Origin of the sequence: Streptomyces longwoodensis (assembly GCF_001514125.1) — a bacterium.
GTDB classification, from domain to species: Bacteria; Actinomycetota; Actinomycetes; order Streptomycetales; family Streptomycetaceae; genus Streptomyces; species Streptomyces longwoodensis.
In genome coordinates this window covers 173,676-198,968 of record NZ_KQ948565.1, presented here as the reverse complement: position 1 = coordinate 198,968, position 25,293 = coordinate 173,676, and the positions used below count along the sequence as shown (strand labels likewise).

Sequence of the window (25,293 nt, the reverse complement as noted above, 5' to 3'; positions counted from 1 at the left end):
TCATCGGGACGGCCCACCAACCTTGGCGGCTGCGGCTGCGGCTGCGGCTACGCCTCCGGCGACTCCGCCAGCGCCTGCTCCGTCGTGGCGTACAGGGGCAGGACCGTGGTCAGCCGGGTGAGCTCCAGGATGCGGTGGACCTCCGGCTGCGTCCCGGCGAGTCCGAAGCCGCGCCCCGCCTCCGTACGGCGGCGATGGAGGTCGACGAAGGCCCCCAGGGCGCTGGAGTCGCAGAAGTCGACCTTGCTCAGGTCGAGGACGAGCAGCGGAACTTCCTGCATCTCCTTCGTGGTCAGGTGCCCCAGGAGCTGCGGGGTGGTGTGGTAGTCGATGGGCCCCTCCACGACGACGACGGCGTGGCGCGCGCCGCGGCGCGAGACGAGGGAGAGCGTCGGACCGGTGGAGGTGGGCAGGAGGGCGCCGTCGGACGGCGCGGTGCCCTGGGGCTCCGCGGCCTCGCGGTCGGGGGGCACGGTCATGGGCTCAGCTCCCGTAGGTCCGAGGGGGGCGGGGTGTGATGTGTCCTGCGGCCGGGGACCGCTCGGGGCGGGCCCTCATGCGGTGCTGACCTCCGCCCACACGACCTTGCCGCCGTCGATCATGCGGGTGCCCCACCGCGTCGCGATCTTGTCGACGAGGAAGATGCCCCGGTGCCCGAACTCCTCGGGCCGCGAGACGATCAGGCGGGGCTGGTGCGTACTGCTGTCGGTGACCTCCAGGACCACCCGGTCCGCGCTGCGCCGCAGCTCGACCCGCAGGGGCGTCCGGGCGTGGCGCACGGCGTTGGCCACTATCTCGTCGGTCACCAGCATGAGGTCGTTCGCCAGGTGGGCCAGCCCCCACGCGCGCAGGGTGCGCGAGACGAGGTCACGGGCGTCGGGGACGGCACCGGAGACCGGGGGGTAGTCGCGCGACACGGTGAGCGTGCGGCGGGCGGCGTCCTCGGGCCGGTACAGGTACAGCATCGCGATGTCGTCGTCGTGCTGTCCGCCGGCCAGGGCGTCGAGCCACGAGTCGCAGTCAGCCTCGATCTCGCCGACCGGGCCGGCCAGCAGCTTCCGCAGCTGGTGCAGGCCCTCGTCGATGGGGCGGGACCGGCGCTCGACCAAGCCGTCGGTGTACAGCAGCAGCCGCGCGCCCGGCGCCAGGTGCACCTCCTGCTCCGGGTAGGCGCGGCGCCCCACCCCGAGGGGCGGCCCGATCTCCTCGTCCAGGAAGCTCACGCTGCCTTCCCGGTCGCGCAACACCGGCGGCAGGTGGCCCGCCACCGCGAGGCGCAACCGGGAGCGGTGCCGGTCCAGCACCCCGTAGGCGCAGGTGGTGATGCATCCCGGTGCGATGTCGTCGACGATGACGCTCAGCTGCTCCAGCACCTCCGACGGCGCGAGGCCCAGCTGGGCGTAGGCCCGGCACGCGGTACGGATCTGGCCCATGATCGCCGCAGCCCGGACCCCCTTGCCCATGACGTCACCGATGACGAGGGCGACCTCCCCGTCGCGCAGCGGTATGAGGTCCGTCCAGTCGCCGCCGGCGCCCCGGCTGCGGGCCGCGGGAAGATAGCGCGAGGTGGTGTCGATCCCGTCGACCTTCGGCAGCGTCGGCAGCAGCCGCCGTTGCAGCTCCATGGCCGCTTCCCGCTCCCGGCGGTACGTCTGTGCGTTCTGCAGGGCGACGGCGGTCTGCGAGGCGACACCGGTGACCAGCCGCTCGTGCCGCTCGGTGAACCGGCCGGGCTCCGGGTGGCCGAAGAAGAACCCGCCGAGCACGGTGCCGTGGGAGACGACGGGCACGGCCAGGTAGCTGCGCACCGGAAGGTGCCCCTCCGGCATCCCGTGGTGCGGGACGTTGTGCCCGTAGCGCGGATCGGTGGTGATGTCGTCCGAGCGCACCACCCCCAGTCCGCGGAAGGTGGGCTCGAACACCTGGGTGTTGCGCGGCATGGGGAACTTGTCGAACACCGAGCGGTCGACCCCCGAGATCACGTACAGCAGGTAGGACTCGCCGGTCTCGCCGAGGACGTTGTAGAAGAAGGCGCCGAAAGCGGCTCCCGCCAGGCGGGTGGCGGCGTCGGAGGCGTGCTGGACCAGGGTGTCGAGGTCGAGTTCGGCGGCCAGCGCGCCGCCGACCTCCTGCAGCAGCTCGACGACGGCCGCCTCCTCGCGCAGTTCGGTCTCGCGTCGCCGCAGTTCGTCCTCGGAGCGCCGCAACCGCGCGCTGGTGGAGCGCAGTTCCGCGACGGCCGACTGGAGCTGCGCGGCACGCCGCGCCACCAGCATCTCCATGCTCGCGGTCAGCGCACCGGCCGCCTCCAGCCGGTCCTCCGCGGACGACGCGCCGGCCGACAGCAGGGCGAGGCGCGTGCTGTGGGCGACGGGGCGGAAGAACTCGGTGACATCGGGGGGCAGTTCCTCGTCGACGAGGAGGGTGACCGCGAACCACTGGCCGGCGCGCACGGGACCGCCGAAGGCCAGGAGGCGGCCCGCCTGCTCCGAAGTCGACGGCGCGGACGGCGTGGACGCCTCGTCCGACTGGTCGGTCCGTCCGCCGGCCGGGTGGAGCAGCACCACGTCGATCTCGCCGGCCGAAGCGTCGTCGGCGGGCCACAGTCCCGAACCCCGCAGCAGCCGCAGCAGGGACGAGGAGTCGTACGCGGCGCCCGGCCCGCCCACCTCGGCGTCCGCCGCGCCCACCTCGGCGCCCGGCCCGCCCACCCGGGCGGTCTGAGGGCCGTCGTCGCCGGCGCCGAACTCCCATCCGCCGGCGCCGAACTCCCCCAGGAACACGCTCACCTGCGCACACGCACGGTGCCCCTGCCCGTCCACCAGGCTGGTGCGGAAGAAGTCCGCGAGGCGCTGGGCCGCGGCACGCGTCGAGCCGGCGCCCGCGACCGTCTGCCGCAAGTGCGTGCCGGTGGTGGCGGCTTCGGCCAGGTCGAAGGAGGACACGTCGAACCGTGTCCCCTGGTGCGCCCTGCTGTGTGCCCCGCTCTGCGACGGTGGAACCATGCGGGCCACGGTAGTCCACGCCCGGTCGGCGTCCCGCCGGGTGGTCCCGCCGTCACCCTTGAGTGACGGGTTCCGCATCGGTGTCGGGCGCCACCCACCCGCTGTTTCGGCCCCGCCCCTCGTGCTAACAGATGGGCGGCGCCATCGAGCAGAGCTCCGTCTTCCACCTCCAGGGCGACCGGATCTCCCCCGGGGTGCTCAAGCAGCGCGAGGACCTGCTGGGCACCACCAGCTCCTCCTCCCTCGTGTACGCCACCCTCGACGGCTGGCGGCGCCACATGGTCCAGCAGGGACACGGTCTGCTGGACGCGGCGCTCCAGCGCGCCGGACGCGTCCGCAAGGCCGTCACGGCCCTGCCCGGTCTGCGGCTGATGGACCAGGAAGTGGTCGAGGAGGGCCTGACCGCGGAGCTGGACCTGTTGAAGATCACCATCGACGTGCGGGAACTCGGCATCAGCGGCATGCAGGCCGCCGAATGGCTCCGCGCCCACTGCCACGTCGACGTCGGCTCCTCCGACACCTGCCGGATCAGCGCCCAGATCACCCATGCCGACGACGACCGGACCGAGAACCTCCTCGTCGAGTCCCTGCAGCGGCTCGTCGAGCAGGCCGACACCCTGGAGAAGCGGCCCGCGGTCCGGCTGCCGGAGCCCCGGGCGCTCCAGCTCGAACAGGCCATGCTGCCCCGCGACGCGTTCTTCGCGAGCGCCGAGCACGTCCCGGCCGACCGGGCCGTGGGACGCGTCGCGGCGGAGACGATCAGCCCCTACCCGCCCGGCGTCCCCGTCGTCGCACCGGGCGAGGTCGTCACCCGGGAGGTCGTCGACTACCTGACCAGCGGCGTCGCCGCCGGAATGCTCATCCCGGACGCCTCCGACCCCACCGCCGAAACCTTACGTGTGACCACCCGCTAGGCCACCAGCGGTCTTTGCGTCCCGTGGGGATAACGGTCGCTCCCGGGCGGGTACTGGTGGTCAGCCCGTGTGCTCGACCTGGGAAAGAGGCTCCCTTGACCGACCGGATCGCCGACATCTGGGGCACCCGTACGCCGCACGAGAAGGACACGCCCTGGCCGGTGCGCGTCGACAGCCACCTCGACTCCTCCGTGACCGAGCAGGACGTGGACCGGTGGGTGCAGTCGGCGTGCGTGCTGTGCAGCAACGGCTGCGGCTGCGACATCGCCGTCAAGGACGGCCGCATGGTCGGCGTCCGCGGCCGCGCGACGGACACCGTCAACCACGGCCGTCTGGGCCCCAAGGGGCTCTACGGCTCGTGGCAGTGGAACCGCACCGACCGCCTGACCCGCCCCCTGGTCCGCGACGCGGGCGGGAACCTGGTCGAGACCGACTGGGACACGGCGATGGACCGCATCGTCGAGCGCTCCCGCCAGTTGCTGGCCACCGACGCGGGAGCGCTGAGCCACGGCTTCTACACCTCGGGACAGCTCTTCCTGGAGGAGTACTACACCCTCGGTGTGATCGGGAAGGCCGGGCTGGGCACGCCGCACATGGACGGCAACACCCGCCTGTGCACCGCGACCGCGGCCGCCGCGATGAAGGAGAGCTTCGGCTCGGACGGACAGCCGGGCAGCTACAGCGACATCGAGGCCACCGACGCGGTGTTCCTGTACGGGCACAACATGGCCGAGACCCAGACCGTCCTGTGGATGCGCATCCTGGACCGGGTCCACGGACCCACCCCGCCGAGGATCGTCGCGGTCGACCCCCGCACCACCCCGGTCGCTGAGGCGGCGCGGGCCACCGGCGGGGTGCACCTGGCACCCCTCCCGGGCACCAACCAGGCGCTGATGAACGCGCTGGTTCGGGAGGTGATCCATCATGGCTGGCTGGACGAGGAGTACATCGCCGCGCACACCCTCGGCTTCGACGAGCTCAGGAGCACCGTCGGGCCGTACACCCCCGAGCACGCGGCGGAGATCTGCCGGGTCCCGGCCGACGACATCCGCCGCGCCGCCGAGATCTTCGGCACCAGCGAGCGGGTGCTGTCCACGGTCCTCCAGGGCTTCTACCAGTCCCACCAGGCGACCGCCGCCTCCTGCGCGGTCAACAACCTGCACCTGCTGCGCGGGCTGCTGGGCCGCCCCGGCTGCGGCATCCTCCAGATGAACGGCCAGCCCACCGCCCAGAACAACCGCGAGTGCGGCGCCGACGGAGACCTCCCGGCCTTCCGCAACTGGGACAACCCCGACCACGTACGGGAACTGGCCGAGCTGTGGAACGTCGACCCGCTGACCATCCCGCACTGGTCCCCGCCCACCCACGCCCTGCAGATCTGGCGCTACTGCGAACAGGGATCGATCGGACTGCTGTGGATCGCCGGCACCAACCCCGCGGTGTCCATGCCGGACCTGCCCCGCATCCGCAGGATCCTCCAGCAGGACTCCCTCTTCACCGTCGTCCAGGACGGCTTCCTCACCGAGACCGCCCGCTACGCCGACGTCGTCCTGCCGGCCGCCCTGTGGGGCGAGAAGCAGGGCACGTTCACCAACGTCGACCGCACCGTGCACCTCTCGGACCAGGCGATCGAACCGCCCGGCGAGGCCCGCAGCGACCTGGACATCTGGCTGGACTACGCCCGCCGCATGGACTTCCGCGACCGGGACGGCGCCCCGCTGGTCAAGTGGTCCGACCCGGAGGGGGCGTTCGAGGCGTGGAAGGAGTGCACCCGCGGCCGTCTTGTGGACTACACCGGCCTGTCGTACGACAAGCTCCGCGGCGGCACCGGCATCCCCTGGCCCGTGAACGAGGAGGCCCCCGAGGGCACCGAACGCCTCTACTCCGACGCGCAGTTCGCCACCCACCCGGACGTGTGCGAGACCTACGGCCACGACCTGCTCACCGGCGGCGCGCTCAGCGAGCAGGAGTACCGCGCCCTGCGCCCCGACGGGCGGGCGTTCCTCAAGGCGGCCGCCTACGTCCCGCCGCCGGAAGGACCGGGGGAGGAGTACCCGTTCGTCCTCTCCACCGGCCGTACCGTCTACCACTTCCACACCCGCACCAAGACCGGCCGCTCCCGCTCGCTGCGCCGCGCGGCCCCCGGCGTGTGGGTGGAGCTGTCGGCCGGCGACGCGGCACGGCTGGCCGTGGGGGAGGGTGACGTCGTACGGGTGGAGTCGCGGCGGGGCGCCATGCAGGGGCCCGTGCGGATCGGCCGCGGCCGGGACGGCGTGGTGTTCGTGCCGTTCCACTACGGCTACTGGGACCAGCCCGGCACCGACGGGGCGGCACCCGGCGACGCCCCCCGCGCCGCCAACGAACTGACGCTCACCGAATGGGACCCGGTCTCCAAGCAGCCGATGTTCAAGACCGCCGCGGTCAAGGTCACCAAGATCGCCGACGCCACCGGTCCCTCACCCGCGCCCACCACCGCGGCGTCCGCCCCCGCCGACCCGACGGGCGTCCCGCCCACCGTCGGCGGCCCGGAGGCCGACGTACGGGAACAGCCGTACGCCGCCGAACCCCCGCAACCCGCGCGGCAGCCGGAGGACTCGGGCGAGCAGCCCGGCTCCGGAGGGGCCACGACGTCCGCCACCGGCCCGAAGGACTGACCCCCATGCACCTCGCCACCTACGTCGGTCTGCAGCACACCGCGTCCCGCACGCTCGCCGGCTCCTTCCGCCAGGTCGCCGACGGCCACGCCGACGAACCGGACGTGCACAGCCTCTGCCACACCCTGGCCCGGATGTGCGACGCCCACGTCGAACGGCTCGCGCCCGTGGCCGAGCGGTACGGCGAACAGCACGAGGAGGAGCCCGAGCGCCTGCACGCCGACGGGCTGTCCGACACCCGCTCCGGCGGCGTCGGCCTGCTGCGCGACCTGCAGGACCTGTACACGCTGGCCTCCTTCGTCGACATCACCTGGACCGTCCTCGGCCAGGCCGCGCAGGGAACGCGTGACCACGGGCTGCTGGACGTCGTGGAGAGCTGCAAGACCGACACCCAGCGCCAGCTGAAGTGGCTCGACACCCGGATCAAGCAGGCCGCCCCCCAGGCGCTGATCGCGTCGGCGCGCTGACAGCGGCCCCGGAGGCGGGCGGGCCTCGGAGCCGGGCCACAGGGCACACGTGTGAGGGCCGGCCGGACAGTGTCCGGCCGGCCCTCACACGTGATGACGGTCAGTGCTGCGGGAAGCCCGCCCCCATGCCGGCGGGTGCCTTGCCGGACTCCGCTGCGCGGGTCGCGGCACTGGCGGCCATGGCCAGCAGGGCGGCGATCGCCCCGGTGATGACGTTGTTGACGACGGTCCTGGTGGTGCTGACGTCGCCCGCCACCACCCACGGCGCGACGATCGTCCACAGGCCCAGGGCGCAGGCGCCCCACGCCATGCTGTGGGTGCGCTCGTAGGCCCGGCCGAACCCTCCGCTCATGAGCAGCGCGTAGGCCAGCCCCACGAGCAGGTTGGTGACGGCGAGCCGTGACAGACCGTTGAACCCGGCGATCCACGGAGAAGCCGCCAGGTAGATGCCGGTGAGGAAGGCCAGTGTCCCGACGGCCTGTCCCTGCGGCGTGCTGGTCGCGCGCTCGGCCACCTCGTGGCGCTGACGCATGTCGATGATGTCCGGATGGGTCTCCATGGAAGGCCGTGAAGCGGAAGTGGACATGGCTGTTGCTTCTTTCTCTCCGGCCCGCGGTGGCGGTGAGCTGCTCACCCCTCGCCGCGGCCCCAAGCCGTTTGGTGTCCTCGCTGGCCCGGGTAACTCCTTATGCGGCCTTTACACATCGATGCGTGGACTGCAACGGGTTTTTTACCGGGGGCGGGAAGGCGTCCGGCGCCGGGGCGGATCAACCGCGGTCCGCCGACCCGCCGTCGTCCTCGCCGTCCGGCGCCTCGGCGGCTGCGCCGGCGGTGCCCTCCGGCACCTCGACGCCCTCGAGCGGGCGGCCCGCCGTCGTGCCGTGGTCCGGCTGGTACCCCTCCTTGCTGCTCGCCGTGCCCGGTACGGTCCGGTCCTGGGCCTGGCTCTCCGCGCCCGAGTGCGCGCCGGGCTCCTCGGGGTCCCGGGCCCGGGCGTAGTCCGCTCCGTGGTCGTCGCGCTGCTCTTCCTGGTCGGCCGTGTCGGTGCCCTCGGACATGAAGACCGCCCTGGTGTCGTGGGGCTGATGCGCTCACGGTCGCCGCGAGGGGTGCCGCGCGCACGCCGCCGCCTCGGACGTCACCCCGAGTCCCGCGCCGGGGGCCGCCCAAACGGGCCGACGGCGCCCGCCCGCCTCCTGCTCCGACCCTCCGCGGACCGCTCAAACCGTCCGCGGACCGCTCCGACTTCCACAGACCGCCCCGAGCCGCCCCCGAGCCGCCCGCGACCCGCGCACGGGACGCGGTACCGAGGGCGCCCGCCGGGTCTGCGACCATCCCGGGTGTGGACTACCCGAACGACCAGGCCCCCGGAGCGCCCGTCCGCTCCGGCATCCCGGAGCACGGCCGCGTGCCCAAGTACTACGCGGTGAAGGCGCGCATCGACCGACTCGTGGACGAGCTGGGCGAAGGAACACCGATCCCGACCGAGCGCGACCTGTCCGAGCGCTACGAGGTGGCCCGCGAGACCGTGCGCCAGGCCCTGCGCGAGCTGGTCCTCGAGGGCAAGCTGCGCCGACGGGGCCGGGGCACGGTGGTCGCCGGCCCCAAGCTGGAGCAGCCGCTGTCCCTGGCCAGCTACACCGAGGGGGTGCGCCGCCAGGGCCGTACCCCCGGCCGTACCCTCGTCACCCTCGACCGCTTCCCCTGCCCCGAGGCGCTGGCCGCCGAGACGGGCCTCGGGCGCGGCGAGCCCGTCTGGCACCTGGAGCGCGTGCTGCTCGCCGACGACGAGCGGGTCGGCCTGGAGAGCACGTACGTCGCGGTGGACCGAGTGCCGCGCCTGGACGCGGAGTTCGACCCGGACTCGTCGTTCTACGCCTACCTGGCCCGGCAGGGGATCGGCTTCGGCTCCGCCGACGAACGCATCGAGACCGTGCTCGCCACCCCGCGCGAGGCCCTGCTCGTCGGGACCCCGCCGGCCCTGCCGATGCTGCTCATCCACCGCGTCTCGCGGGACACGGGGGGCCGCCCGCTGGAGCGGGTGCGGACGCTGTACCGGGGTGACCGCTTCTCGTTCACCGTGCGCCTCGACGGCTGATAAGTACCGATTCGGCACCTTCCGCGAGACCCGTATGATCACGAAAAGATAACGGGTCTAGCCCAAAAGTGATGGCCAGTTCACGCTCTCGTTGAAGACCGGATTCCTCCGGTTCCCCGAGGACGAAGAGTGTGACGGACGTGAGAGTGATAGTCGTCGGAGCCGGCGTGGTGGGCACCATGCACGCCTGGCACGCAATGAACCGCGGCCACGAGGTCGTACAGATCGAGCGCGAGACGGAGGCTCGCGGCGCCTCGCTGCGCAACTTCGGCCAGATCTGGGTGAGCGGCCGCGCGGGCGGCGAGGAACTGGACACCGCGCTGCGCGCGCGGGAGCTGTGGGAGGAGATCGGCGCCCGGCTCCCCGCCCTGGGCTTCCGCCCCAACGGCTCGCTGACCCCTGTCCGCGGCGACCTGGAAGTGGCCGTCGCCGAGGCCGCGGTCGCCCGCCCGGACGCCGCCGCCCGGGGGTACAAGCTGCTCACCCCCGCCGAGGCCCGGGCCGTGAACCCGGCGCTGCGGGGGGAGTTCGACGCCGCCCTGTACTGCGAGCGGGACGCGGCCGTCGAGCCGCGCACCGCGCAACTCGCCCTGCGGGCCGAGCTGTCGAAGTCCCCGCGCTACACCTTCCTGCCCGGCCGCGAGGTGCGGGACGTGGTCGGTGAGCACGCCGTGCGCGACGACCACGGCGACACGCACACCGGCGACGCCGTGGTCCTGTGCACCGGCGCCTGGCTCGGCGGCCTGGTCCGCGAACTCGCCGGCCCCGACCTGCCGGTGCGCAGGGTGCGCCTGCAGATGATGCAGACCGCCCCGCTCGGCGAGGCGCTGACCACCTCGGTGGCCGACGCCGACAGCTTCCGCTACTACCCGGCGTACGCTTCGGCCGCCCTGGACGAGCTGAACGCCCGCCGGCCGCAGCCCGCCACGGCCGCGGACCACCGCATGCAGCTGCTGATGGTGCAGCGCGCCGACGGCGGCCTGACCATCGGCGACACCCACGAGTACGAGCACCCCTTCGCCTTCGACACCGTCGAGGAGCCCTACGAGCACCTCACCGGCGTCGTCGAGTCCCTCCTGGGCCGCCCGCTGCCCGCGATCCGCCGCCGCTGGGCGGGCGTGTACGCGCAGTGCACCGACACCACCCGCGTGGTGCACCGGCAGCGGGTGCGCGAGGGCGTCTGGCTCGTCACCGGGCCCGGCGGGCGCGGCATGACCTGCTCACCCGCCATAGCCGAGACCACCGCGAACGAACTGGGTTGGTGACCACCATGACGACCCCCGCCCCCGGCATCCGCCCCGCCCCCGCCCCCGACATCCGCCTCGTCGTGCTCGACATGGCCGGTACCACCGTCGCCGACGGCGGCCTGGTCGAGCGCGCCTTCGACAGCGCCGCCCGCGCACTGGGTGTCGAGCCCGGCAGCCCCGACCACGCCGAGAAGCTCGCCCACGTCCGCGCCACCATGGGCGAGTCCAAGATCTCCGTCTTCCGGCACCTGTTCGGCGACGAGGAGCGCGCCCACCGCGCCAACACCGCCTTCGAGGAGGCGTACGGCGCCCTCGTCGCCGACGGCCTGGTCGCCCCCGTCCCGGGCGCCCGCGAGGCCGTCGAGGAACTCGTTGCCGACGGCCGGACCGTCGTCCTGACCACCGGCTTCGCCCGCGTGACGCAGGACGCCCTCCTGGACGCCCTCGGCTGGCGCGACCTGGTGCCCGTCACCCTGTGCCCCGCGGACGCGGGCGGACGCGGGAGGCCGTACCCGGACATGGTGCTGGAGGCGTTCCTGCGCACCAAGGCCGCGGACGCCACGGCCCAGGTGGCCGTCGTCGGCGACACCTCCTACGACGTGCTCAGCGGCCTGCGGGCCGGCGCCGGCCTGGTGGCCGGCGTCCGCACCGGGGCGCACGACGCGCGGACGCTGCGCGCGGCCGGCGCCGATCACGTCCTGGACTCGGTCGCCGACCTGCCGGCCCTGCTGCGGGGAGCGGACTGATGGGCATCCGCTTCGACGGCGTCACCGTCGCCTACGACGGGACCGTCGTCCTGGACGCCCTCGACCTCACCGTCGCCCCGGGCGAGGTCATGGCGCTGCTCGGGCCGTCCGGATCCGGCAAGACCACCGCGCTGCGGGCGGTCGCCGGGTTCGTGCGGCCCGCCTCCGGGCGGGTCTTCCTCGGCGACCGCGACGTCACCGACCTGCCCCCGCACCGGCGCGGGATCGGCATGGTCGTGCAGAGCTACGCCCTCTTCCCGCACCTGCGGGTCGAGGACAACGTCGCCTTCGGCCTGAAGGCCCGCAGGGTCCCCCGGGCGGAGATCCGCACCCGGGTCGCCGAGGCCCTGGACCTGACCGGCATGGCCGCCCACGCCCGCCGCCACCCGCGCGAGCTGTCCGGCGGCCAGCAGCAGCGCGTCGCCATCGCCCGCGCACTGGCCGTCCGCCCGGACGTCCTCCTCCTCGACGAACCGCTCTCCGCGCTGGACGCCCGGCTGCGCTCCGGGATGCTCACCGAACTCGCCCGGCTGCACCGCGAACTGCCCGACGTCACCATGCTGTACGTCACCCACGACCAGGTGGAGGCCCTCACCCTCGCCGACCGCATCGCGGTGATGGACCGGGCCCGCCTCCAGGCGTGCGGGACACCGCGGGAGCTGTACCGGGCGCCGGCCGACGCGTTCACCGCGTCGTTCGTGGGCGGGGCCAACCTGCTGCCGGTCACGGTCGACGGCAAGGGCGCCCGGTTCGCCGGGACCCACGTCGAGCTGGACACCACCGCCGCGGCCGCCGGCGCGCGGGCCACCCTGTGCGTCCGGCCGCACCTGGTCGGCGTCGGCGACGGCCCCAACCGGCTCACCGGCACCCTCGCGGAGATCCAGTGGCGCGGCGCCACCCACCGGCTGTACGTCGACGTGGGCGGCCACCAGGTGATGGCCGACGTGCGCGAACTGCGCGAACCACCGGGTCTCGGGGACGCCGTGACCCTGCACTTCGCGCCGGAGGACGCCGTACTGCTGCCCGCGGGGGTGGGGGATGAGTGAGGCGGTCGCCGCGGTACGGCCCCGCCGCGGGAGACCGCGCGGCCTCCCGCGCCCCAGCACAGCACTGCTCTGGGCGCTGCCGCCCACGGCCCTGCTCGCGGTCGTCTTCCTCTACCCCCTCGCCCTCGTCGTCCGGCAGTCGGTCCATCCCGACACCGGGGGCACCTCCCTCCAGCCGTACGCCGACGTCCTCGCGTCGGGAGCGTTCCGCGAGGCGCTGTGGACGACGGTGTGGCTGGCGCTGGCGTCGACCGCCGGGTGTCTGGTCCTCGGGTTCGCGCTCGCGCTGGTGATCGCGTTCGTGCCGTTCCCCGGCGCCCGCGCCGTCTCCCGGTTCGTCGACGTCTTCCTCTCCTTCCCGTCCTTCCTGATCACGCTGGCCCTGGTGTTCGTCTACGGCACGGCCGGCCTGGCCAACGGACTGTGGACGGACCTGACGGGCGCCGCCGAGGGGCCCTTCCGGTTCCTCACCACGCCCTGGGGCGTCCTGCTCGCGGAGATCACCTACTTCACGCCGTTCGTGATGCGCCCGCTGCTCGCCGCCTTCTCGCAACTCGACACCGCCCAGGTCGAGGTGGCCGGTTCGCTGGGCGCCCGCGCCCCGATGATCGTGCGGCGGGTCATCCTGCCCGAGGCGCTGCCCGCCCTCGCGGCCGGCGGCAGCCTGGTCCTGGTCCTCTGCCTGAACGAGTTCGGCATCGTCCTGTTCACCGGTGCCAAGGACGTCACCACGCTGCCGATGCTCGTCTACGGCAAGGCCATCCTGGAGTCCGACTACCCCGGAGCCTGCGTGGTCGCCGTCGTCAACGTCCTGATCAGCGTGGGCCTGTACGGCCTGTACCGGGTGGTGAGCCGCCGTGCTGGTGCATAGCCGCCGGGCCAGACGGGCCGTGTGGGCCGTCTTCCTCGTCCTCTTCCTGCCCCTGTTCGCCCTGCCCCTCCTCGTCGTCCTCGCCGCCTCCTTCGCCACCCACTGGTCCGGCGTCCTGCCGTCCGGCCCCACCGGCGCCCACTACCGTGCCGCGACCCACGGCGAGGCCCTCCAGGCCCTCACCACCAGCCTAGTCACGGCGTCGACCGCCAGCGTGCTCGCGCTGGCCGCCGGCACCTGGGCCGCGCTCGCGGCCGCGGCCCTGAAGCGCCGGTACCGCAGGGTGCTGGACGCGCTGTTCGTCCTGCCCGTCGCGGTGCCCTCGGTGGTCGTCGGCCTCGCCACCCTGGTCGCCTTCTCCCAGCCGCCGTTCCTCCTCAACGGCACCCGCTGGATCGTCATCGCCGCCCACACCGTCCTGGTCACCGCCTTCGCCCACCAGTCCGTCGCCGCCGCGGCCGCCCGCCTGGACCCGGCGTACGCACAGGCCGCCGCCTCCCTCGGCGCGCGTCCCGCCCGCGTGCTGTGGACGGTGCAACTCCCGCTGCTGCTGCCGTCCCTGACCGCCGCCGCCGGCCTCTGCTTCGCCCTGTCCATGGGCGAGTTGAGCGCCACGATGATGCTCTACCCGCCCGACTGGACCCCGCTGCCGGTCCTCGTGTACGCCGCCACCGACCGGGGCGCCCTGTTCACCGGCTCGGCGGTCGCCGTGGTCCTGATGACGGCCACCCTGCTCGTCCTGCTCGCCGTGTCGCGCATCCGCACCAAGGCCTCGTATCGCTGAGCACACCTGCCCGGCCCACCCCACCACCCCGTTCCCCGCAAGGAGTTCACCTCGCCATGCCCAGAAAGCCCCTCCTCCCGGTCACCGCCCTCTGCCTGCTCGCCCTGCCGCTCACCGCCTGCGGCGGCAACTCCGCCGCCGCCGACGAGAAGGTCGTCACCGTCTACAGCGCCGACGGCCTCAAGGGCGAGAACGGCGACGGCTGGTACGACCAGGTCTTCGCGGACTTCCGCAAGGAGACCGGGATCAAGGTCGAGTACGTCGAGGGAGGTTCCGGCGAGATGGTGCAGCGCGCGGTCCGCGAGAAGAACAACCCGCAGGCCGACGTCCTCGTCACCCTCCCGCCGTTCATCCAGCAGGCCGACGCCAAGGGCCTGCTGCAGAAGTACACCCCCGAGGGCTCCGACCAGGTCGGCGCCGCCGACAAGGCGGCGGACGGCACCTGGACCGCCGTCGTGAACAACTACTTCGGGTTCGTCTACAACAAGAAGGAGCTGAAGCAGGCGCCCACCACCTGGCAGGAACTCCTCGACGACCGGTACGACGACAAGCTCCAGTACTCCACCCCGGGCGTCGCCGGCGACGGCACCGCCGTCGTCGTCAAGGCCGTGCACGACTTCGGCGGCGAGCAGCCCGCCATGGAGTACCTGAAGAAGCTCCAGTCCAACAACGTGGGCCCGTCCGCCTCCACCGGCAAGCTCGCCCCCAAGGTGGACAAGGGCGAACTCCTCGTCGCCAACGGCGACGTCCAGATGAACTTCGCCCAGTCCAAGACGATGCCGAACCTCGGCATCTGGTTCCCGGCACCCGAGGGCGGCAGGCCCACCACCTTCGCCCTGCCGTACGCCGCCGGTCTGGTCACCAGGGCCCCGCACAGCGCGAACGGCCGCAGACTCCTCGACTTCCTGCTGGACCGCAGGGCCCAGGAACAGGTCAGCGCGATCGGCGGCGGCTTCACGGCCCGCCAGGACGTCCGGGCCACCGACGACAACGCCCGCGCCCTGGCCCGCCTGATGGACGGCGTCGAGGTCTTCACACCCGACTGGACCGACGTCGAGAAGAACCTGACCTCGTACGTCGACGCCTGGAAGGAAGCCACCGGCAGCTGACCGCGCTTCACCCCCCCCGCACCGCCCCCCAGCACCATCAGGGAGCGGTGCCATGCCCGCACGCCCTCACCCGTCCCTCCCGGAGGACCACGTGTCGCACCGCATGTCCCGCCGCTCCCTCCTGTTGTCCGCCGCCGCCCTCACGGCCACCGCCGGCCCCCTCGCCGGCCTCGCCCGGGCCGCCGCCAGGACCCCGAAGGTCCTGGTCATCGGCCTCGACGGCGCCCTGCTCACCCGCATCAAGGACGCCGACGCGCCCCACCTCGACGCGCTGATGGCAGCCGGCCTCACCGCACCGAGCAGCATCTACGCCGACCCGCTCGCGCCGACCATGTCCGGCCCCGGCTGGTCCACCCTCATCACCGGCGTCTGGCCCGACAAGCACAACGTGAAGGACAACGCCTTCACCGGCCACCGGTTCGCCCGGTACCCCGACTTCCTCACCCGCGTCGGGAGCGCGAAGCCGGCCCTCACCACCTGCGCGATCTCCTCCTGGGCCCCCCTCACCGACACCGTCTTCTCCCCGAAGGTCGACACCCGGATCTCCACCCCGAGCGCCGAGTACGACACCGGCACCACCTCCCGGGCCGTCGCCCGGCTCACCGACGGCGACCCGGCCGCGGTCTTCGTCCAGCTCGACAACATCGACCACGCCGGGCACACCTACGGCGCCGCCAGTACCCAGTACACCGACGCCATCCACACCGCCGACGCCCAGGTCGGCCGCATGGTCGCCGCGGTGCAGGCCCGTCCCACCTACGCCGCCGAGGACTGGCTGATCATGGTCACCGCCGACCACGGCCACACCGACGCCGGCGGCCACGGCGGCTCCACCCTCGCCGAACGCTCCACCTTCCTCATCGCCACCGGCCCCACGCTCACCCCCGGTTCCGTCCGGTACGACGTGAAGATGCCGGACGTCGCCGCCTCCGCCCTCGCCCACCTCGGCATCCCCCTCGACCCGGCCTGGGACCTGGACGGCCGCCCCGTCCAGCAGCCCTCACCCGACGACTTCGACGCCCTGCGCCCGAAGCTCACCGCCCGCACCGACGAGACCGGCATCCCGGCCGCCGTCCTCGGCTACACCCACACCCCGCCCACCGGGTGGACCGTCGACAACTCCGCGATGGGCACCGGCGGCGTCACCGAGTGGCGCGGCTGGACCTTCACCACCGACGAGTTCTGGACCCAGGCCCAGCGCGACCAGTCCCGCGAGTCCAACGTCCGCGCCCGGGGCGTCTTCGCCGTGGCCGACGGCGACGAGTGGCAGGACAAGGCCTTCACCGGCACCTTCGACTCCACCCTCGTCAGCCCCGCCTGGACGGTCACCGGCGGCAGCGCCGCCACCCTCACCTACACCACCTACTACCGCCACGAGGCCCCGCAGAAGGGCGAGGTCCTGGTCGCCTACGACGACGGCACGCCCCTGACCGTGCGGACCTACACCGCCGACGTCCCCTCCCGCACCGAGACCCTCACCCTCCAGGTCCCGGCCGGCGCCCGCACCGCCCGGATCCGCTTCCGCTACACCGGCGGCAACAACTGGTACTGGGTGGTCGACCAGGTCCGCCTCACCCAGACCTGACCGGCCGCGCCCCCCCAGCCAGCTCCCGCTGGCTTCCCGGAAGCCACATGAGCAGGGAAAACGCAACGTCGACAGGGTCGGCGCGGACGGCTATCGTCCCCTGACGTCCGGCGGCGCCCCACCCTGTGGGGGGCGTCCGCCGGGCCGAGCCGGGAGCGCCGGCTCCCCGCCGCCCCGACCCGGGAGACGCATGGCCCACCTCGCCCTGTACACCTTCGGTGTCCTGAAGGCCCCCCTCACCGACCCCGCTCCGCTGGTGCGCGCGTTCCACGCCAGCGGGGCGGACGTCTACCCGCAGATCGCCCGGCACCCGGGGTACCTCGCCCGCGCCGAACCGGCGGACCCCGGGCGGGCCGGCACCACCCTCTTCGACCTCGACTGGGGCCCGTGGGGGGAGTTCGTGGTACCGGCCTGGTACGACCGGGGCCGCACCCCGGAGACCGCCGCGCTGGCCGCGACCCTGTCGCTCTGGACCGACCCGGGGTCCGCCGTCGACGGGGTCTACACCGGCCACCACCGCGTGGCGCTCGCCCGGCGCCGCGACTGGTTCGAGCGGACCGGACACCCGACGCACGCGTGCTGGTGGGTCACCGACGGCACGGTACCCACCTGGGAGGACGGGGTCCGCCGGCTGGAGCACCTGCACACCCACGGCACCGCGCCCCACGCCTTCACCCTCCAGCGGCCCTTCACCCCCGAGGGGGCACCGAGCAGCGCGGCGACATGAGAAACGGGCGCCTGCCGGAGCGGGCGCCCGTCGTGCTCGTGGGCCAGGGGGACGACGCGGCCGTCAGTCGTTGGTGAGCAGACCGGCCCGCAGACGGGTCAGGGTGCGGGACAGCAGGCGGGAGACGTGCATCTGCGAGACGCCGAGGCGCTCGCCGATCTGGGCCTGGGTCAGCTCCTCCACGAACCGCATGTGGATGATCTGGCGGTCGCGCTCGTCCAGGTCGGCGATCAGCGGGGCCAGCGAGTGGAAGTCCTCCACGAGCTGCAGCGCCGCGTCCTCGGTGCCGATGAAGTCCTGGAGCGCGGCCTCGCCGTCCTCGCTGTTGTTGATCGTGGCGTCCAGGGACGAGGAGTTGTAGCCGTTGGCGGCCAGGCGCGCCTCGCGCACTTCGTCCTCGGGCAGGCTCATCAGCTCCGACAGTTCCTTGACCGTCGGGGTGCGGCCGAGGCGGCTGCGGAGTTCCTCGGTGGCGCGGGCCAGCTGGACGCGGGCCTCCTGGAGGCGCCGGGGCACGTGCACGGCCCAGGTGGTGTCACGGAAGAACCGCTTGATCTCACCGACGATGTAGGGGATGGCGAAGGAGGTGAACTCGACCTCGCGGGTCAGCTCGAACCGGTCGATCGCCTTGATCAGGCCGATCATGCCGACCTGGACGATGTCCTCCATCTCCTCCGGGCCACGGCTGCGGAAGCGGCCGGCCGCGTAGCGGACGAGGGACATGTTCATCTCGATCAGCGTGTTGCGGGCGTACGCAAACTCGGGCGTACCCTCCTCCAGCACCGCGAGCTGGTCGAAGAACAGGCGCGACAGCTCCCGCGCGTCCTTCGGCGCGAGACGGGACGGGTCCGTGACCTCCGGCAGTGCGGATATCTCCGTGTCGGTCTTGGCTGCCGTCAGTGCCACCATGATGCGTCCCTCCCTGTGTCGCGGTGCCGACCCTCACGGGCCGACGAAGCGCGCTTACCCCGTCCTACGCATCCCATTCCCCTGAACTCGAATTCCGATTCCGGCTAGGAGCTCCCGCCCAGGGCCAGCGCCTTCCGCGCCAGTCCCCGCAGCCACCGGTGCGCCTGGTCGGTGTCGTAGCGCTGGTGCCACGACAAGTACACCGGGGCCAGGGGGAGGTCCAGCGGCAGGGGGAGCACCGCCAGCCCCAGGTCCGCGGCCGCGGAGCGCGCCGTCGCCTCGGGGACGCTGATCAGGAGGTCGGAGCCGCGCACGAAGTCCAGCGCGGCGGCCTGCGTGGGCACGGTCGCCACCACGCGCCGGGTCAGGCCGAGGCGGGCCAGGGCCTCGTCGAGGGCGTTGCCGACGCTGCCCCGTCGCGAGACGGTGACGTGCTCCGCGGCGGCGTACTCCTCCGCGGTGACGGTCGAGCCACGGGTGAGGGGGTGCCCCTGCCGCACGACGACGACCAGGGGGGACGCCCCGATCTTCTCGGCGCGCACGTCCCGGGCCCCCGGCTGGTTGGCGTTCGCCTCCAGGTCCACCTCGCCGCGCCGCAACTCCGGGGAGTCGACGCTCGACTCCGCGACGAAGCGCAGGCGTACGCCCGGCGCCCGTTCCCGGACCGCCGCGAGCAGGGCGGGGCCGCTCAGGGCGACCAGGGAGTCGTGCCAGCGCAGCGTGAAGGTGCGCTCCAGCGTCGCCAGGTCCAGCTCGCGGCTCGGCGCCAGCACGCCCTGGACCTGTTGCAGCAGCTCGTGCACCTGCTCGCGGACGGCGAGCGCGTACGGCGTCGGCGTCATCGTGCGGCCGGTGCGCACCAGGATCTGGTCCCCGGTGGTGCGCCGGATGCGGCCCAGGCTGCGGCTCATGGCCGGCGCGGTGACGTGCAGCCGTGCGGCCGCTCCCGCCACGCTGCCCTCCTCCAGGAGTGCGTCGAGCGCGGCCAGCAGGTTCAGGTCCAGTTGCACGGGAGTCATCCTAGGCGTGCCTGACATGCATTTGAAGTCAATCACCGGGCTCGGTAGCGTCGTTCACGAGGCGCCGGACGGAGCGCCCGGAACGGCCGGAACGGCCACACCACCCCCTACACGAGCGGGAGTTCACCATGCCCGGAACACTGCAGACCCCTGATGTCGCCGCCGGGGACACCGCCCTGCTCGACGGGACGGTGACCGCCGTACAGGAGGCCGGCACGGCACTGCGCGAGCGCTTCGGCGAGGTCGTCCGCTACGGGACCCGCGAGGAGCTGATGCGCGCGCTCGCCGTCAACGACGACACGGCCCTGGACATCCTGCGCCCCCGCCTCACCCGGCTGCGCCCGGACGCCCGCTGGGTGGAGGACGAGCTGGACGGCGGGGCGCTCCCGCCCGGCGAGTGGTGGGTCGTGGACCCGGCCGAGGGCAACGTCAACCACCTGCACGGCCTGCCGGAATGGGCGGTGACCGCCACCCTCGTGCGGGACAACCAGCCGGTCCTCACCGCGGTCCACCTGCCGCTGACCGGCGAGACCTACACGGCGGTGAGCGGCGCCGGCGCCCACCTCGACGGCCGCCCACTGCGCGTCGCCCCGACCGCGGACCTGGGCCTGGCCATCGTGGCCACCAGCCAGGCCCGCCCGGACGAGGACGAGGACGTCGTACGGCGCGTCGGCTCCTCGATCACCGCGATGCTCCACGACGCACTCGTCGTCCGCACCGCCGTGCCCGCGACCCTGCACCTGGTGAACGTCGCCGCCGGACGGATCGACGCCTTCTGGCAGTTCGCCGGCGCCCGCGCCGACCTGCTGCCCGGGGCGCTGCTCGTCACGGAGGCCGGCGGACGGGTCTCCGACGCCGAGGGCCGCCCCTGGACCCCGCAGAGCGAGGGCTTCCTGGCCGCCGCGCCCCGCGTCCACACCCAGGCCGTCGCCACCCTCTCCCGCTGACCCCGCACCACGACCCGCACCCTCGGAAGGACCCATCACCATGACCGACATCGCCGTACTCGGAAACGGCCGCGTCGGCGGCACCCTCGCCGCCGCCCTCACCCGGGCGGGCCACGAGGTGCGGGTGGCCGACCGCACCCCGGGCGCCGCCGCGGAGGCGGCCCGCACCGCGCGGATCGTCATCAACGCCACCCCGGGCGCCGACTCGCTGGACCGGCTCACCACGCTGCGCGAGGAGCTGCGCGGCAAGATCCTCGTCGACGTCTCCAACGCGACCGTGGACGGACCGGACGGCCTGCCCGCCGACCTCGTCTACCCGGGCTCGAGCCTGGCGGAGCACCTGCAGGAGGCGCTGCCCGACACGGCCGTGGTGAAGACGCTCAACACCATGCTGTTCCCGGTGATGACCGCGCCGGCCACGCTCACCGACGCGCCCGACGCCTTCCTGTCCGGCGACGACCCGCAGGCCAAGGAGACCGTCCGTGGCCTGCTCGTCGACCTGGGCTGGCGGACCGAGTGGATCACCGACCTGGGCGGCATCCGGACCGCGCGCGCCACGGAGGCCGCGATCCTGTTCGTGCCGCACGTGATCCGGGCGAGCGGCTTCACGCCGTTCGCTATCTCGATCGCCCGCTGAGCGGCAGAGGCGAGTCCCCGCCACGCGTTCTCGAACGTGCCCGGATCTCAGTGTTGACATGTTCATCCTCCTCCCCAATCATCCGTGGGGCCCGGCAACGCGAACAGTGTTCGGTATCACGAACGAAACTTTCGAGCAGCCCTAGGAGCCCCGGTGCACCGACGAACAGGCAGACGACTCCTCCACCTCCTGGCGACCGCCGCGCTGACGGTCACCGCGTCCCTCACGGCCGCCGTCCACTCCACCGCCTCCGCTGCCCCCGGCAGCCCGGCCCTCACCCCGCCGCTCGGCTGGAACAGCTGGAACAGCTTCGGCTGCGGGGTCACCGAGGCGCAGGTGCGGGCGGCCGCCGACGCGATGGTGTCCTCGGGGATGCGGGACGCCGGCTACCGGTACGTGGTGGTCGACGACTGCTGGTTCGACCCGCAGCGCGACGCGTCCGGCGCCCTGCGGGCCAACACGACCAAGTTCCCGAGCGGCATGAAGGCGCTCGGCGACTACATCCACGGCAAGGGCCTGAAGTTCGGCATCTACCAGGTGCCCGGCGACCGCACCTGCGCGCAGACCAGCGGCGCCTACCCCGGCTCGACGGGCAGCAGGGGCCACGAGGCGCAGGACGCGGCCACGTTCGCCTCCTGGGGCGTCGACTACCTGAAGTACGACTGGTGTTCCTCCAGCGGCACCCGTGACGAACAGGTCGCGCGGTTCACGCTGATGCGCGACGCCCTGCGCGCCACCGGCCGGCCCATCGTCTACAGCATCAACCCCAACAGCTTCCACGCCATCACCGGCGCCGACTACAACTGGGGCGAGGTCGCCGACCTGTGGCGGACGACCGAGGACCTGCTCGACATCTGGCAGAACGGCAACACCAACAGCTACCCCATGGGCGTCGGCAACGTCCTGGACGTCACCGCCCCCCTGGCCGCCCAGTCGGGCCCCGGACACTGGAACGACCCGGACATGCTGGTCGTCGGCCGCCCCGGCCTGTCGCTCACCGAGTCCCGCTCCCACTTCGCCCTGTGGGCGCTGCTGGGCGCCCCGCTCATGGCCGGCAACGACATCCGCACCATGTCCGCCGACGTCAGCGCGGTCCTGCGCAACCCGCGCCTGCTGGCGGTGGACCAGGACTCCCTCGGGGCGGGCGGGCGCAGGGTGCGCGACGACGGCAACACCGAGGTGTTCGCCAAGCCGCTGTCCGACGGCTCGGTAGCGGTCGGCCTGTTCAACCGCGGGGGGAGTGCCGCCACGGTCACCGCCACGGCCGCCCAGGTCGGCCTGTCCGGCGGGCCCTTCACCCTCACCGACCTGTGGTCCGGCGCCACGTCGAGCACGTCCGGGCAGGTCTCGGCGAGCGTGCCCGCCCACGGCGTGGCCGCGTTCCGGATGAGCGGCGGCAGTCCGCTGGCCGCCACCACGGCACGGCTGCGCGGCACCGCGTCCGGCCGCTGCGCGGACGTGGACAAGGCCTCCACCGCGGCCGGGGCCACCGTCCTGCTCTGGGACTGCCACACGGCCGCCAACCAGCTGTGGACCACCTGGGCCGGTGGCGAGATCCGCGTCTTCGGCGACAAGTGCCTGGACGCCTACGACCAGGGGACCACCAACGGCACCCGCGTCATCACCTGGCCCTGCAACGGCCAGGACAACCAGAAGTGGACCCTCGGCTCCGACGGATCGGTGCGCAACGTCCACGCCGGCCTGTGCCTCGACGCCGACGGCGCCGGCACCGCGAACGGCACCCGGCTGGTCCTGTGGTCCTGCACCGGCCAGGCGAGCCAGAAGTGGACCCGGCCGTGAGGCGCGCGCGCCGCGCGGTCGCCTCGGCCGCCGGCCTGCTGCTGGCGTTCGCCGTCGTGCCCGCCGCACTGCATCCCACCGCCGCGCGGGCGGACAACCCGGTCGTGCAGCACGTCTACACCGCCGACCCCGCCCCGCTGGTCCACGACGGACGGGTCTACCTCTACACAGGGCACGACGAGGACGGCTCCACCTACTTCACCATGAAGGACTGGCGGGTGTGGTCGTCCGCCGACATGGTCAACTGGACCGACCACGGCTCCCCGTTGAGCCTGGCCACCTTCAGCTGGGCGTCCGCCGACGCCTGGGCCGGACAGGCCGTGCAGCGCGGCGGCCGGTTCTACTGGTACGTGCCGGTGAAGAACCGCGCCACCGGCCGGATGGCCATCGGCGTGGCCGTCTCGGACAGCCCCACCGGCCCGTTCCGTGACGCCCTCGGCCACCCGCTCGTGGAGAACGGCGAGATCGACCCGACGGTCTTCGTCGACGACGACGGGCAGGCCTACCTGTACTGGGGCAACCCGAACCTGTCGTACGTCCGCCTGAACACCGACATGACCTCCTACTCCGGCGGCGTCAACCGGATCCCGCTCACCACCGCGGGGTTCGGCACCCGCACCGGCGACACCGCCCGCCCCACGCTGTACGAGGAAGGCCCCTGGGTCTACAAGCGCAACGGCCTCTACTACCTGGTGTTCGCGGCCAAGTGCTGCTCGGAGTTCATCGCCTACTCCACGGCACCCGGACCGACCGGCCCCTGGACCTACCGCGGCACCGTCATGCCCACCCAGGGCAGCAGCTTCACCAACCACCCCGGAGTCGTCGACTTCAAGGGCGGTTCGTACTTCTTCTACCACAACGGCGCCCTGCCGGGCGGCGGCGGCTTCACCCGCTCGGTGGCGGTGGAGAGGTTCTCCTACAACGCCGACGGCACGCTCCCGCTCATCACCATGACGAACAGCGGCGCCCCCCAGGTCGGCACGCTCGACCCGTACGTCCGCCAGGAGGCCGAGACGATCGCCTGGGAGTCCGGGATCGAGACCGAACCGGCGAGCGAGGGCGGCCGGGACGTCGGCTGGATCGACAACGGTGACCACCTCAAGGTCAAGGGCGTCGCCTTCGGCGCGGGCGCCTCCTCCTTCACCGCGCGCGTGGCCTCGGGCAGCGCCGGCGGCACCGTGGAACTGCGCCTGGGCTCCCCGACCGGGACGCTCGTGGGCCGCTGCACCGTGCCGGGCACCGGCGGCTGGCAGAACTGGACGACCGTGACCTGCCCGGTCAGCGGGGCGACCGGGACCCAGGACCTGTACCTGCGGTTCACCGGCGGCAGCGGCTACCTGCTCAACATCGACTGGTGGCGGTTCACCCGCGCCGTCACCTGACCCCCCACCCCCCGAAGGGAAGCGCGATGAGAAGGCCCCAACGCCTCTTGTGGCCCGCCCTGGTCGCGGTGCTGGTCGTCCTGGGCATGGGCGGCACGGCACTCGGCCAAGGCCGGCCCGACGCCCCGCCCACGGCCGCCGCCCGCACCGCGGCGGCGCCCGCCTCCGCAGCGGCCGCCAGTTCCGGGTGCGGCAAGGCCCCCACGCTCACGAGCGGCACGCAGACCATCCAGAGCGGCGGCAAGAACCGCACCTTCATCCTGCGGATCCCGGACGGTTACGACCGCGACCACGCCCACCGGCTGGTCCTCGGGTTCCACTGGTGGGGCGGCACCTCCACCGACGTCGCCACCGGCCGCACCGTGGAGACCGGCACCTGGGCCTACTACGGCCTCCAGCGGCTGGCCGGCAACAGCACGATCTTCGTGGCCCCCCAGGGCCTCGACAACGGCTGGGCCAACACCGGCGGCGAGGACGTCACCTTCGTCGACGACCTGCTCCGGCGCATCGAGGCCGACCTGTGCGTCGACACCACCCAGCGCTTCGCCCTGGGCTTCAGCTACGGCGCCGCCATGTCGTACGCGCTCGCCTGTTCCCGGGCGACCGTGTTCCGCGCGGTCGCCGTCCAGAGCGGCGGCGAGCTCAGCGGCTGCAGCGGCGGCACCCAGCCCATCGCCTACCTCGGGGTGCACGGCCTGCGGGACAACGTCCTCGCGATCTCCGGCGGACGGGCGATGCGCGACAGGTTCGTCAGGAACAACGGCTGCACCCCCCAGAACCCGCCGGAACCGGCGCAGGGCAGCCTGACCCACCGGGTCACCTCCTACGCGGGCTGCTCCGCGGGGCACCCGGTCGCCTGGGCCGCGTTCGACGAGGGGCACATCGCCGCCCCGCAGGACGGGGCCCCGGGCGACAGCGGCAGGACCTGGGTGCCGCAGGTGGTGTGGACGTTCTTCACGCAGTTCCAGACCTCCGACCCGCCGCCGCAGACGTCGACCTGCCGGGTCTCCGACACCGTCAGCGCCTGGAACACCGGCCTGACCTCGAACATCACCGTCACCAACACCGGCACCACCCCCGTCGACGGCTGGTCCCTGGTCTTCGACCTCCCCGGCGGCCAGACCATCACCTCCGGCTGGAACGCCACCTACACACCCGCCTCCGGCCGGGTCACGGCCCGCAACGCCCCCCACAACGCGCTCCTGGCCCCCGGCGCGTCCGTCGGCATCGGCTTCCAGGCGACGCACACGGGCAACACCTCGGCCCCCACGTCGTTCACCCTGAACGGCACGGTGTGCACGGTCACTTGACCATCGGTACCGGACGGGGCGGGGAGTACACGGCAC

General features: G+C 73.1%; 23 protein-coding genes. 17 read left to right on the top strand and 6 right to left on the bottom strand.

Annotation, left to right across the window (positions count from 1 at the left end):
• Positions 1-47 precede the first annotated feature (47 nt).
• Positions 48-479, bottom strand: coding sequence for an STAS domain-containing protein (locus AQJ30_RS33920; protein WP_079084483.1), 432 nt, complete (start codon positions 477-479; stop codon positions 48-50).
• A gap of 75 nt (positions 480-554) precedes the next feature.
• Positions 555-3,005: an ATP-binding SpoIIE family protein phosphatase gene (locus tag AQJ30_RS33915; RefSeq protein WP_159052418.1), complete on the bottom strand. Its 2,451-nt coding sequence runs from the start codon at positions 3,003-3,005 to the stop codon at positions 555-557.
• Positions 3,006-3,136: 131 nt separating this feature from the next.
• Between AQJ30_RS33915 and AQJ30_RS39895 the strand changes: the two genes are divergently transcribed.
• The 3 genes from AQJ30_RS39895 (at position 3,137) to AQJ30_RS33900 (ending at position 7,040) form a co-directional block, all read left to right on the top strand.
• Positions 3,137-3,919 carry an Orn/Lys/Arg family decarboxylase gene (locus tag AQJ30_RS39895; protein WP_079084482.1) on the top strand — a complete coding sequence of 261 codons (783 nt, stop codon included), beginning with the start codon at positions 3,137-3,139 and terminating at the stop codon, positions 3,917-3,919.
• A gap of 95 nt (positions 3,920-4,014) precedes the next feature.
• A complete protein-coding gene (locus tag AQJ30_RS33905) occupies positions 4,015-6,573 on the top strand; it encodes a molybdopterin oxidoreductase family protein (RefSeq protein WP_067241504.1) in 2,559 nt (852 codons plus the stop codon).
• A gap of 5 nt (positions 6,574-6,578) precedes the next feature.
• Positions 6,579-7,040 (top strand): hypothetical protein, encoded by a 462-nt coding sequence (locus AQJ30_RS33900; protein ID WP_067241502.1) that lies wholly within the window; start codon positions 6,579-6,581, stop codon positions 7,038-7,040.
• Positions 7,041-7,140: 100 nt separating this feature from the next.
• Here AQJ30_RS33900 and AQJ30_RS33895 read toward each other — a convergent pair whose 3' ends face one another.
• Positions 7,141-7,599 (bottom strand): SPW repeat protein, encoded by a 459-nt coding sequence (locus AQJ30_RS33895; RefSeq protein WP_067241501.1) that lies wholly within the window; start codon positions 7,597-7,599, stop codon positions 7,141-7,143.
• 208 nt (positions 7,600-7,807) lie between these two features.
• Entirely contained in the window at positions 7,808-8,098 is a 291-nt protein-coding gene (locus AQJ30_RS33890) for a hypothetical protein (protein WP_067241500.1), read from the bottom strand.
• Between the two features lie 284 nt (positions 8,099-8,382).
• On the opposite strand from AQJ30_RS33890, the gene AQJ30_RS33885 reads away from it, so the two are divergent.
• The 9 genes from AQJ30_RS33885 to AQJ30_RS33845 all read left to right on the top strand — a co-directional run bounded on the left by AQJ30_RS33885 (position 8,383) and on the right by AQJ30_RS33845 (position 17,253).
• The gene (locus tag AQJ30_RS33885) at positions 8,383-9,138 is read left to right on the top strand and encodes a GntR family transcriptional regulator (protein ID WP_067241499.1); all 756 of its coding nucleotides are present in this window, start codon (positions 8,383-8,385) and stop codon (positions 9,136-9,138) included.
• A 140-nt stretch (positions 9,139-9,278) separates the two neighbouring features.
• Complete coding sequence (locus tag AQJ30_RS33880) at positions 9,279-10,403, top strand: TIGR03364 family FAD-dependent oxidoreductase (protein WP_067241557.1); 1,125 nt, start codon at positions 9,279-9,281, stop codon at positions 10,401-10,403.
• 5 nt (positions 10,404-10,408) lie between these two features.
• Positions 10,409-11,131 carry a phosphonatase-like hydrolase gene (locus AQJ30_RS33875; protein ID WP_067241555.1) on the top strand — a complete coding sequence of 241 codons (723 nt, stop codon included), beginning with the start codon at positions 10,409-10,411 and terminating at the stop codon, positions 11,129-11,131.
• Complete coding sequence (locus tag AQJ30_RS33870) at positions 11,131-12,177, top strand: ABC transporter ATP-binding protein (RefSeq protein ID WP_067241498.1); 1,047 nt, start codon at positions 11,131-11,133, stop codon at positions 12,175-12,177. The genes AQJ30_RS33875 and AQJ30_RS33870 overlap by 1 nt, the downstream gene beginning before the upstream one ends.
• Entirely contained in the window at positions 12,170-13,048 is an 879-nt protein-coding gene (locus AQJ30_RS33865) for a 2-aminoethylphosphonate ABC transporter permease subunit (protein ID WP_067241497.1), read from the top strand. Before AQJ30_RS33870 ends, AQJ30_RS33865 begins: the two co-directional genes overlap by 8 nt.
• Positions 13,035-13,832, top strand: coding sequence for an ABC transporter permease (locus AQJ30_RS33860; RefSeq protein ID WP_211279154.1), 798 nt, complete (start codon positions 13,035-13,037; stop codon positions 13,830-13,832). Before AQJ30_RS33865 ends, AQJ30_RS33860 begins: the two co-directional genes overlap by 14 nt.
• A gap of 56 nt (positions 13,833-13,888) precedes the next feature.
• A complete protein-coding gene (locus AQJ30_RS33855) occupies positions 13,889-14,941 on the top strand; it encodes a 2-aminoethylphosphonate ABC transporter substrate-binding protein (protein ID WP_067241493.1) in 1,053 nt (350 codons plus the stop codon).
• A 52-nt stretch (positions 14,942-14,993) separates the two neighbouring features.
• A complete protein-coding gene (locus AQJ30_RS37540; protein ID WP_245727251.1) occupies positions 14,994-16,526 on the top strand; it encodes an alkaline phosphatase family protein in 1,533 nt (510 codons plus the stop codon).
• Between the two features lie 190 nt (positions 16,527-16,716).
• Complete coding sequence (locus AQJ30_RS33845; RefSeq protein WP_067241490.1) at positions 16,717-17,253, top strand: DUF3291 domain-containing protein; 537 nt, start codon at positions 16,717-16,719, stop codon at positions 17,251-17,253.
• 63 nt (positions 17,254-17,316) lie between these two features.
• On the opposite strand, the gene AQJ30_RS33840 is transcribed toward AQJ30_RS33845, so the two are convergent.
• On the bottom strand, positions 17,317-18,162 hold the full coding sequence (locus AQJ30_RS33840) for an RNA polymerase sigma factor SigF (protein ID WP_067241489.1): 846 nt from the start codon (positions 18,160-18,162) through the stop codon (positions 17,317-17,319).
• A gap of 104 nt (positions 18,163-18,266) precedes the next feature.
• Positions 18,267-19,172 (bottom strand): LysR family transcriptional regulator, encoded by a 906-nt coding sequence (locus tag AQJ30_RS33835; RefSeq protein WP_067241487.1) that lies wholly within the window; start codon positions 19,170-19,172, stop codon positions 18,267-18,269.
• Between the two features lie 137 nt (positions 19,173-19,309).
• Between AQJ30_RS33835 and AQJ30_RS33830 the strand changes: the two genes are divergently transcribed.
• The 5 genes from AQJ30_RS33830 to AQJ30_RS33810 all read left to right on the top strand — a co-directional run bounded on the left by AQJ30_RS33830 (position 19,310) and on the right by AQJ30_RS33810 (position 25,257).
• A complete protein-coding gene (locus AQJ30_RS33830) occupies positions 19,310-20,128 on the top strand; it encodes an inositol monophosphatase family protein (RefSeq protein WP_067241485.1) in 819 nt (272 codons plus the stop codon).
• 40 nt (positions 20,129-20,168) lie between these two features.
• Positions 20,169-20,765, top strand: coding sequence for an NADPH-dependent F420 reductase (locus AQJ30_RS33825; protein WP_067241484.1), 597 nt, complete (start codon positions 20,169-20,171; stop codon positions 20,763-20,765).
• 153 nt (positions 20,766-20,918) lie between these two features.
• Positions 20,919-22,565: a glycoside hydrolase family 27 protein gene (locus tag AQJ30_RS33820; RefSeq protein WP_067241483.1), complete on the top strand. Its 1,647-nt coding sequence runs from the start codon at positions 20,919-20,921 to the stop codon at positions 22,563-22,565.
• On the top strand, positions 22,562-23,947 hold the full coding sequence (locus AQJ30_RS33815; protein WP_067241550.1) for a glycoside hydrolase family 43 protein: 1,386 nt from the start codon (positions 22,562-22,564) through the stop codon (positions 23,945-23,947). Before AQJ30_RS33820 ends, AQJ30_RS33815 begins: the two co-directional genes overlap by 4 nt.
• Before the next feature lie 26 nt (positions 23,948-23,973).
• On the top strand, positions 23,974-25,257 hold the full coding sequence (locus AQJ30_RS33810) for a CE1 family esterase (RefSeq protein WP_067241481.1): 1,284 nt from the start codon (positions 23,974-23,976) through the stop codon (positions 25,255-25,257).
• Positions 25,258-25,293: the final 36 nt, after the last annotated feature.

What these genes read in the sequence shown, in the direction of transcription:
- AQJ30_RS33920 (WP_079084483.1), bottom strand. Translation starts at nt 479, where the DNA reads ATGACCGTGCCCCCCGACCGCGAGGCCGCGGAGCCCCAGGGCACCGCG.
- AQJ30_RS33915 (WP_159052418.1), bottom strand. Translation starts at nt 3,005, where the DNA reads ATGGTTCCACCGTCGCAGAGCGGGGCACACAGCAGGGCGCACCAGGGG.
- AQJ30_RS39895 (WP_079084482.1), top strand. Translation starts at nt 3,137, where the DNA reads ATGGGCGGCGCCATCGAGCAGAGCTCCGTCTTCCACCTCCAGGGCGAC.
- AQJ30_RS33900 (WP_067241502.1), top strand. Translation starts at nt 6,579, where the DNA reads ATGCACCTCGCCACCTACGTCGGTCTGCAGCACACCGCGTCCCGCACG.
- AQJ30_RS33895 (WP_067241501.1), bottom strand. Translation starts at nt 7,599, where the DNA reads ATGGAGACCCATCCGGACATCATCGACATGCGTCAGCGCCACGAGGTG.
- AQJ30_RS33890 (WP_067241500.1), bottom strand. Translation starts at nt 8,098, where the DNA reads ATGTCCGAGGGCACCGACACGGCCGACCAGGAAGAGCAGCGCGACGAC.
- AQJ30_RS33875 (WP_067241555.1), top strand. Translation starts at nt 10,409, where the DNA reads ATGACGACCCCCGCCCCCGGCATCCGCCCCGCCCCCGCCCCCGACATC.
- AQJ30_RS33870 (WP_067241498.1), top strand. Translation starts at nt 11,131, where the DNA reads ATGGGCATCCGCTTCGACGGCGTCACCGTCGCCTACGACGGGACCGTC.
- AQJ30_RS33865 (WP_067241497.1), top strand. Translation starts at nt 12,170, where the DNA reads ATGAGTGAGGCGGTCGCCGCGGTACGGCCCCGCCGCGGGAGACCGCGC.
- AQJ30_RS33855 (WP_067241493.1), top strand. Translation starts at nt 13,889, where the DNA reads ATGCCCAGAAAGCCCCTCCTCCCGGTCACCGCCCTCTGCCTGCTCGCC.
- AQJ30_RS37540 (WP_245727251.1), top strand. Translation starts at nt 14,994, where the DNA reads ATGCCCGCACGCCCTCACCCGTCCCTCCCGGAGGACCACGTGTCGCAC.
- AQJ30_RS33845 (WP_067241490.1), top strand. Translation starts at nt 16,717, where the DNA reads ATGGCCCACCTCGCCCTGTACACCTTCGGTGTCCTGAAGGCCCCCCTC.
- AQJ30_RS33840 (WP_067241489.1), bottom strand. Translation starts at nt 18,162, where the DNA reads ATGGTGGCACTGACGGCAGCCAAGACCGACACGGAGATATCCGCACTG.
- AQJ30_RS33830 (WP_067241485.1), top strand. Translation starts at nt 19,310, where the DNA reads ATGCCCGGAACACTGCAGACCCCTGATGTCGCCGCCGGGGACACCGCC.
- AQJ30_RS33825 (WP_067241484.1), top strand. Translation starts at nt 20,169, where the DNA reads ATGACCGACATCGCCGTACTCGGAAACGGCCGCGTCGGCGGCACCCTC.
- AQJ30_RS33810 (WP_067241481.1), top strand. Translation starts at nt 23,974, where the DNA reads ATGAGAAGGCCCCAACGCCTCTTGTGGCCCGCCCTGGTCGCGGTGCTG.